Below are 8,976 nucleotides of genomic sequence, written 5' to 3' on the forward strand. Positions count from 1 at the left end.
GTCAAGCCCGGAATGACGGGGTTCAGTCAGACAGGGCTCTGAGCAATTTATCCGGAACGATCGGCTTGAACAGCGCCGGAATTCCGCAGCGATGCGTCATTTCGATGAATTCTGATGAGGTGTCGCCGGTGACCAATACGCCGGGCGCCTTGCTGCGGGCGCGGATACACTTCAGGAAATCGATGCCGTTGAGTTTTCCCGGCAGCCGGAAATCAGAAATGTAGTAATCCCCGGCATAGATGTTCGTGGTATCGGCCAGCGCACTTTCTGCCGAGGAATAGGCGAGGACTTCACCGCCTATCGATTGCAGCCATGAACACATTCCGTCGGCTGCCTGTAAATCGTCGTCGACAACAATGAAGCGTTTGCCGGCAAAAAGCGTCAGATCAACCGGCTTGTTCGCGGCGGACACGCCGTGAATTGGCGGAACCATCCTGGTGGTCGGCGCGAGGATCTCGAAAACGGTGCCGCGACCGGGGCGGGAATGGCAACGGATGGTGAGTTTGAGCAGGACCAGCGTGCGCTTGACAATCGCCAGCCCGAGGCCGAGTCCTTTGGTACGGTCGCGATGCGGATTGCCGATCTGGTAGAACTCGTCGAAGATCCTTGCCTGCTCGCTTTCGCTGATGCCGATGCCGGTGTCCCAGATCTGGATGCTGACGGATTTTTTATCTTCTCCCCTCAGACGCGCGGAAAACAGCAGCCCGCCGTGATCGGTGTAAGTGATGGCGTTCGCCATCAGGTTGCGCAGTGCCACCGTAAGCAGTTGCTGGTCGGTGTCCAGGGCAATTTCGCGGTGCGGGCAGAAAAGTTTGAAACGCAGATTCTTGTCGAGAGCGAGCGGACTCAGTTCAAGCGTGAGGGTTTCCATCAGCCGGTTCAGCGAGAACGGCTGGCATAAGGGAGTGATTGCCCCGGCATCGAGCTTTGAAACATCGAGCAGCGCGTTGAGCAGACCGCGCAAGGCCTCGACGGAAGCGTCCAGATGGCCGACGATGGTATTCTGGGTTTCCTTCAGGCCACTGCGCTTCAGTGCGCCGAGGAACAGCGTGATGGCCTGGATCGGTTGCCGCAGGTCGTGACTCGCCGAAGCCAGAAAGCGCGTCTTGGCACGTTCCTTTACGACCAGTTGGCGCGTGCGTTCTTCAACCAGCGCTTCAAGGTGGGCCTGGTTCAATATCAATTGACGCACGCGCCAGTTATAGATGAATACGGCCAGCAGCAGCACGATGATCAGCAGCGTGATGCGGAACGGCGCGGAATTCCAGTAGGGCGGCGTGATGGTGATCGGCAGGCTGAGTTCGCTCTCGCCCCACACCCCGTTATTGCTGGCGGCCTTGACGCGGAAGACATACTCGCCCGGATCGAGGTTGGTATAGGTGGCCACCCGCTGAACGGCCGAGCTTTCCACCCAGTCCTGGTCGAAGCCGTCAAGGCGGTAGGCGAAGCGATTGTGCGAGGGATCGGCATAGTGCAGGGCCGAGAATTCCAGCGAAAAGACCGAGGCCTTCCACGAAAGCCGAAGATGCTGCGGCTCGGTCACCGAGCCTTCAAGCTTGATGTCGGACGATGCCGGCCGGTTGAGCAGCGACTGGTTGAAGACGCTGATGTCGGTGATCGCCACTTGCGGCGGGTTGATATTCTGTTGAATCGCCAGCGGTTTGACCACGGTAAACCCTTGCGTGCTGCCGAAATACAGTGATCCATCCTGACTGCGGAAGCCCGCGCCTTCAATCGGCGTGCTCTTTGCCGTTTCTTCGGCGTTCGCGTAACTCACCGCTTCTCCGGTTTTCGGATCGAGTCTCGACAATCCCGTCAACGTGCTGGACCAGATGTTGTTGGCTTTATCCGCCTGCACCGACGAAATATTATTGGCTGTCATGTAGCGCTTGAAGCTGATCCTTCCGTCGGCCGCCCGGATGGCGCGATTCAGGCCAGCCGCCGTGCCCAGCCAGATATTCCCCTGCCCGTCTTCGTGAATGCTGGTGATGATGTCACTGCTCAGGCTGGCTTTACCCTCGGGGTTGTGACGGTAATGACGGAAGTGGCTGCCCCCCTTTTCAAGAATGGCCAGCCCGCGCGCGCCGGCTTCCTGCCCTCCGCCAACCCACAGATTGCCGCCACGGTCTTCGACAAGGCATGAATTCGAACCGGGACCGAGGCTGTCAGGGGACGCGGAGTCATGGCTGTAATATTCGGCGGCACCACTGCTGGTCGAGTAGCGGATGACGCCGCCGCCGGTGGCCAGCCAGAGCACCCCATTCCTTCCGGGGGCGATCCGGTTGATCGAATTGTTTCCCGGGCCGGCAAAATATTTTGTCTGCAGGCTGCCGCTATCCGGGTCGAGCCGACCCAGCCCGTCACTGGTGGCAATCCAGAGTGCGCCGCCCGGTTGCTGATAGAGATGAGAAATGGCGTTGCTGCTTAGCCCGCCGGCTTGCCCGGGCTTATGGCGGAGGCTGCGCAGCAGCTTGCGCTCGGCCAGATTGACCAGCGCCAGGCCTCCCGTACCACCCAGCCAGAGATTGCCTCGCCCATCTTCGGCGAAGCTGAAGACGATGTTCCACGCCTTGAAGTTCTCTGGAGCGAGCAGGTCCGGCATGACCCGCTCGATACCGCTGCTGACCAGATCACTGCGGCTGACGCCGCCACCGTGCGTGCCAACCCACAGCGTCTGCGTGCGATCAACGAGCAGCGCACTGACGGCGTTGGCCGGCAGGCTGTGCGCATCGTCGATCCGATGGGTGTAATCCAGAAACCGCCGCTGCGTCTCATCCCAGCGCAGCAGACCCGCTTCCAGCGTGCCGATCCAGATGTTTCCCTCGCCATCCTCGCCAATGCTGAATACGCGGAATCCACCGACGCCCGGTGGCGACGGAAGACGCGCAAGGCTTGCCCAGGGCGTCCCGCCATGCCAAAGAAGTACGCCGTTATCGGTGCCAATCCATAGTCGCTGCCGGCTATCGACATGCAGAGCGCGGGGATTGCTCGGGCTTTTCAGTGGAAGTTTTGCGTTATCCAGCGCATAACGCTGAAACTGCTCACTCCCCTTGGCCAGGTAAGCCAGGCCACTAGGCCAGGTGCCCACCCACAGGCCGCCCTTGGCGTCGCGCGCCAGAGCAGCAACGTTATCGCCGGGCAGGCTGTCGGCCCGTTCCGGATCATTCCGATAGCTGGCGAATCGCCCGCTTTCCGGGTCGAAGTGCAGCAAGCCCCCGCGCGTAGCGAGCCACAGGCCATCCTGTCCGTCGCCAACGAGGCCCCTGGTCAACAGGTTCTGCTGGTCCCCGTCCGCTGCCGGCCGCGGTGAAAAGCGGGTGAAGCGGCCTGTCCTGGCCTCAAAGCGGGCAATGCCGTTGCGGCTACCGATCCATATCCGGCCGTGCTTGTCCTCGAACAAGGCCGAGATCTTGTCATCCGGCAGGCTGTCCGCGATCGACTTATCGTGCTGATAATGCAGCGAGCGATAGCCGTCGTGACGGTAAAGCCCGGTGTTGGTTCCCACCCAGATAAAGCCCTGCCGGTCCTGCAGAAAGGCCAGCGAGGCTTCTGCATTGAGGCTGGCAACCGGTTCGAAGTGCAGCGGCGGCGGGTTGGCCGCCTGTGCCTCGCCGCCCGCGTGCAGCAGGCCGCAGATGACCGCCAGGCCGGCGCACAGCAGCCGCAGGCGCCGGCGAACGTTCAATGACGGCGCAAGCGTCAGCCCTGGCCATTGGCGCGCCATCGCGCTAGCGCCAAGTCCCCACACGGCAAGGCGGCAGCCGCGCATGGCCTCAGAGATCCAAGGCAATCGTCACGGCACAGTTAACGCCGCGAACAGCAACGATCTGGCAGCGCTTTGCCGGTCGGCCCATCATGTTGCTCTCCCAAGGCGTTCCTGATCGGAAGCCTGTTTTTTTGTGTTGTCCGGCAATCGGGCCGCTGCGACGGCCCTATGACGAAAAACCTATACTACCTGCTTTTCGTGGGCAGGTTTGACTTGCCTGGCTTTGCCGGGATATCAGCCAGGAAGGGCATCGCTATTGAAGTGCCGACCGAACAGATCCCCGGCAGGAGCCAGTCGCCAACCGGCGCGGAGCGGGAAAAAACAGCTCCCCTCCCCCAAGGCCCTGATTCCGGGCATTTTCAATGCCGGTGCCATGGAAGCCAATGTTCATGCGGATCTCGCAGCATGCCATGCCCGGACCGCCGATTGACGGGCTTCGCAGCCGATGCGCCTACATACGTGTAAGCGAATCCCTACGCAACGCGGAAAATTCCTGACAACAAAAAGCGGCATTCCCCGACATACTTTCTTTTTCGACCGGTGCAGAATAAGCATGGGCCAATAGCCTCACGGCCTGCTCCGCATTGATCCTTAAAACCGCAGTTGACCGCGACTAATTGACAGCAAAGGCATGTTTGACGCGTGTTTAGCCCTCACCCCAACCCTCTCCCGCAGGGCGAGGGAGTTTACACCCTTCTCCCCGCGGGAGAAGGGCCGGGGATGAGGGCTTGCGACATTGGCATCACATCCAACTGCGGTTTTAAGGTTGATTCGCGCGGGATAAACGAAGTTGTTGCCCTGAAACAGCACTTCAGACGGCGGACAATCCGCAGGGACTTGAAAATCTTTCAGTGGCGTGCGGCCGGGCCATCGACGGGTGGACCATGAAGCGAAGGAAGAGCAGCATATTTCACCGGAGTCCGGTTAGTCATGAACGACTTGAATGATTCGCTGCGCCAGCCACTGACGCGCCGTTTCCTGGACAAACCGGGATCGACGGCGCTGACGATTGCCGTTCTCTTTCTGGCGTTGATCGCCTATCAGATTCATGCTTCGTACCTGACGGCAAAAGAAAGTGCAGCAACTCAAGCGAAGAATTTGAGCCTGGCACTCGAAGCGAAGCTGAATACTGACTTTGAAGCGGCTGAACGTAACGTCTCGGAACTGGCCAGCAAAATCGATGCGGAGGCGATGCAGCCGGAAATGGTCGGTCGTCATGGCCCGCAAATTACGCACCAGCTAAAAAACCAGGTCCGGGATATTTCATCGGCGTCGGCCTTGCGCGTCTTCGATGCCAACGGCGACCGGCTCTACAGCAGCATTGACGGCGAGACGGCGACCAACATCGCAGACCGGGCATTTTTTCAGCAGCTGAAGGCTGACCCCGGCAGCCCCGTCATTTTTACCGAGGTGGCCATTGGCCGGTTCACCAAGCGCGCATCGATGTATGTGGTCAAGCCGATTCGCGACCAGGCTGGCGCTTTCCTTGGCCTGGCCGTTGCCGCGCTTGATCTGGGCAACCTCCAGGAACAATTCAGCCGCATCGAACTGGGCAAAAAGGGCGCGGTGGAATTGCGCCGGATCGATAACGGCGCGCTGGTTGTGCGCCACCCCGGCCTGGTCGAGGTCGATAACGCCGCGGCGCCGAATATTCCTGTCCGTTTGGCGATCCTCAAGGACGGTCCGCAGGGGGCCGGCGAAATTGAATCGACCGCCGACGGAGTCCGGCGCATCTACGGCTATCACACGATTGGCAAGTTCCCCTTCTTCATCGCGGCGGGCATCGCGGAAAACGACTACCTGGCCGAATGGCGCAGGAATTCCGCCCTTTCCCTGATCAGCGCCCTGTTATTGCTCGCCCTCACCGCCGTTGCCGAGTCGCGGCGACATCGGGCAGAAATCAGCTTGCGCGAAAGCGATGAATTCAAGAACGCCGTGCTCAACTCGATGAACGCGCAAATCGCCGTGCTTGACAGCGACGGCGTTATCGTGGCGGTCAACAAGGCCTGGCGGCGCTTCGCCCGGATCAACGGCACCGAGCCCGGACGACCGGCCAGGCACACAGGGATCGGGGTAAATTATCTCGAAATCTGCCGTTCCAGCACCGGCGACGCTGGTGAAGAAGCATGCAATGCCCTCGGCGGCATAGTTCAGGTGCTCGATGGCCGTGCACCGGCCTTCAGTCTCGAATACCCCTGCCATTCCGGCACCGAGCAGCGCTGGTTCACCCTGTCGGCGACACCGCTGGGCGTGAAAGCCCGTGGCGCGGTTATCGCCCATACCAACATCACCGTGCGCAAGCAGGCCGAACTGCAATTCCTGCGCGCCAACAGCGAACTGGAGAAGCAGAGCCTGCTGGTGGCCCGCAGCAACGCCGAATTGCTGCGCTTTGCCGAAATCAACGCCCACCATTTGCAGGAGCCGGCCCGCCGCCTGGCCAACTATGCCGAGCGCCTGACCCAGCAACTGGACTGGCGGATCGAGGATGGCGAAGCCCGGCAATCGCTCGAATTCATTGGCCAGCAGGCGCGTCGCCAGCTCAACCTGCTGCGCGATATCGACGGCTTTCTGATGGCCAATCAACCGCGCGGGAAGATCGGGAAAATGGATGCCGGCGAGGCCGTGCACCAGGTTCTTGAATGGCTGTCAGCGCGCATCGCCGAAACCGGCGCCACCGTCACCGTCGGCGACCTGCCGCCGGCCTGGATCGACGCCCTGCGCCTGGCCGAACTGTTCGAGGTGGCGCTGGAAAATGCACTGCAATACGGGGCCGCAGCCAGGCGGCCGGATGACCGGGATGGTGAGGATGGCAAGGCCTCGGCCGCGCTGCGGATCACCATCAACGGCGAGCGCGTGGGCGCCATCGTTCGCTACCGGATCAGCGATAACGGCCCCGGCATCGAGGAGGAATACCGCGAACGGGTGTTTCGCGTCTTCGAGCGCCTCGCTTCGGGCCGCGAGGCCAGCACCAGCACCAGCACCGGCGTCGGGCTGGCTCTCCTGAGGCGCATTGCCGAGAGCCGTGGCGGCTGCGCCTGGATCGAGGAAACGCCAGGCGGCGGCTGCAGCGTCCTGTTTGACTTGCCGGCGGAGGAAGAGGCATGAATTGCACGGAGAAATCGCAATGAGCCTGCTGACCATGAACACCAGCCTGATTCTCGGCCACGACCGGATCGACACTGACCATCAGAAGCTTTTCGACCTGATCGAGCAACTGGCGAGCGCCATGAATACCGGCAAGGACAAGAGAGCCTGTGTCAGGGTGTGCAGCGAACTGCTCGGCTACACGCGGACTCACTTCGCCATGGAAGAGGCATTGATGAGCCACCATGGCTACGCCCAGGCCGCCGCGCACCAGGCCGAACACGACAAGTTCGTCGCCCGCCTCGACGGCTTCAGGCAAATGCTCGACGCCGGCTCGGTCGTGCTCAGCATCGAAATCCTGACCTTCCTGCTCGACTGGCTGCGATCGCATATACTGCTCACCGACAAGGCGCTGGTCGCCACCCTCCCCCGCCTTGCCGACGACCCGGCACCCATGCAACACGCGTTCGCGAACGAGTCCAGTTGGGCGCTGGGCAACAGGGTCAACGTGAAGGTCTGAAAACTCATGCAAGCAAACACTGCCGCACTTTACAACGAGCAAACCCCGAGGCACACCAATGGCTGACCCGACGACACGATTTCTGGTGGTTGACGACTTCTCGACCATGCGCCGCATCATCCGCAACCTGCTCAAGGAACTCGGATTCGCGCAGGTCGACGAGGCCGAGGACGGAGCCATCGCCCTGCAGAAACTGCTCAAGGGCGATTTCCAGTTCGTCGTCACCGACTGGAACATGCCCAACATGGACGGACTGCAACTGCTGAAAGCCATCCGCGCCGCGCCTGCGCTGCGCCACCTGCCGGTGCTGATGGTCACCGCCGAAGCCAAGAAGGAAAACATCATCATGGCCGCGCAGGCGGGGGCCAGCGGCTACGTCGTCAAGCCCTTCACCGGCGCCACACTGGGCGAAAAACTGCAAAAAATCTTCGACAAAATCAACCCTTCAGGGAGCGCATGACCATGAACCAGCAAGACAACACTATCCAGATCCCGGGCACGGTGGCCGAGGACCACAGCCAGCGCACCTTCCAGCGCATCGGCCAGATCATGCGCCAACTCAACGATGCGCTGCATGAACTGGGCTACGACAAGCTGATCGAAAAGACGTTGCATGCCATTCCCGACACCCGCGACCGCCTGGCCTACATCGCCAGCCTCACCGAGCAGGCCGCCTGCCGCGTGCTCAACGCCACCGACGTGGCCATTCCCCTCCAGGACAAGCTGCAAGCGAGCGCCAAATCGCTCAGCCGGCGCTGGACCGAACTCGACGGCAACTGCCTGTCGCCGGCCCAGGCCAGGGCACTGACCCGCGACACGCGCGCCTTTCTCGACCAGCAGGTGCCGCAAGACACCACCGCCACCACCGCCCAGCTCATGGAAATATTGATGGCGCAGGACTTCCAGGACCTCACCGGGCAGGTCATAAAAAAGATCGTCATCCTGGCCCAGAACCTCGAAAGCCAGTTGATGGAAGTCCTGGTCGAACTGATTCCCGACAGCCGGCGCAAGGACGAAGCGAACAACCTGCTCAACGGCCCGCTGCTCAATACGGCCTCCAGCGGCGAGGCGGCCGCCAGCAAGGGCGAGGTCGACGACCTGCTCAACAGCCTCGGCTTCTGAAGCACCGAGAACACCACCGCTGGAAGGCGCGCCAAATGGCGTTCTACAACGCTTGTGGCTGGAGAGCCAATGAATAGGCGGCGCTTCAGGCATATGCCATTGCTGGAAGTAGCACCGCTACTGGCTCTGCACCCCAAGGGTATTTCCTGCGGGGCACATTCCCTTTGGTCAGATTCCGGCTTTCGCCGGAATGACGGTAATTTAACGTGACATTAATCTAACCATCCGCCGTCATACCGGCGAAGGCCGGTATCCAGTGCAGAAGTATCAGACGATCTCGTCGTATAAATCTCGCCACTGCGGATTCACGGATTCGATAGGCGCAAATTTCCAGGAACGGCACCATTCCTTGATCGCTTTTTCACGCTACCAAGGAAACTGGATTCCGGCTTTCGCCGGAATGACGGTAATTTAACGTGACATTAATCCAACCATCCGCCGTCATACCGGCGAAGGCCGGTATCCAGTGCAGAAGTATCAGACG

At 60.9% G+C, this 8,976-nt stretch carries 5 protein-coding genes; 4 read left to right on the top strand and 1 reads right to left on the bottom strand.

Annotated features, from left to right (window positions below; genetic code table 11):
* Nucleotides 1-22: 22 nt before the first annotated feature.
* Nucleotides 23-3,769 (bottom strand): two-component regulator propeller domain-containing protein, encoded by a 3,747-nt coding sequence (locus ACOYNV_RS05150; RefSeq protein ID WP_422898677.1) that lies wholly within the window; start codon nucleotides 3,767-3,769, stop codon nucleotides 23-25.
* A 927-nt stretch (nucleotides 3,770-4,696) separates the two neighbouring features.
* Here ACOYNV_RS05150 and ACOYNV_RS05155 point away from each other — a divergent pair.
* From ACOYNV_RS05155 to cheZ, 4 genes are read left to right on the top strand one after another with little or no spacing between them, the layout of a single operon-like run.
* Entirely contained in the window at nucleotides 4,697-6,871 is a 2,175-nt protein-coding gene (locus ACOYNV_RS05155; RefSeq protein ID WP_422898678.1) for an ATP-binding protein, read from the top strand.
* A gap of 1 nt (nucleotide 6,872) precedes the next feature.
* Nucleotides 6,873-7,370: a bacteriohemerythrin gene (locus ACOYNV_RS05160; RefSeq protein ID WP_422898679.1), complete on the top strand. Its 498-nt coding sequence runs from the start codon at nucleotides 6,873-6,875 to the stop codon at nucleotides 7,368-7,370.
* A 58-nt stretch (nucleotides 7,371-7,428) separates the two neighbouring features.
* Nucleotides 7,429-7,830, top strand: coding sequence for a chemotaxis response regulator CheY (gene cheY, locus ACOYNV_RS05165; RefSeq protein ID WP_422898680.1), 402 nt, complete (start codon nucleotides 7,429-7,431; stop codon nucleotides 7,828-7,830).
* 2 nt (nucleotides 7,831-7,832) lie between these two features.
* Complete coding sequence (gene cheZ / locus ACOYNV_RS05170) at nucleotides 7,833-8,492, top strand: protein phosphatase CheZ (protein ID WP_422898681.1); 660 nt, start codon at nucleotides 7,833-7,835, stop codon at nucleotides 8,490-8,492.
* The last annotated feature ends 484 nt before the right edge of the window (nucleotides 8,493-8,976 follow it).

The sequence above is a fragment of the Propionivibrio sp. genome, assembly GCF_049316945.1.
Classification (GTDB): Bacteria; Pseudomonadota; Gammaproteobacteria; order Burkholderiales; family Rhodocyclaceae; genus Propionivibrio.

Bases quoted from the DNA above. Each gene is read 5' to 3' on its own strand.
- ACOYNV_RS05150 (WP_422898677.1), bottom strand. From the start codon at position 3,769: ATGCGCGGCTGCCGCCTTGCCGTGTGGGGACTTGGCGCTAGCGCGATG.
- ACOYNV_RS05155 (WP_422898678.1), top strand. From the start codon at position 4,697: ATGAACGACTTGAATGATTCGCTGCGCCAGCCACTGACGCGCCGTTTC.
- cheY (WP_422898680.1), top strand. From the start codon at position 7,429: ATGGCTGACCCGACGACACGATTTCTGGTGGTTGACGACTTCTCGACC.
- cheZ (WP_422898681.1), top strand. From the start codon at position 7,833: ATGAACCAGCAAGACAACACTATCCAGATCCCGGGCACGGTGGCCGAG.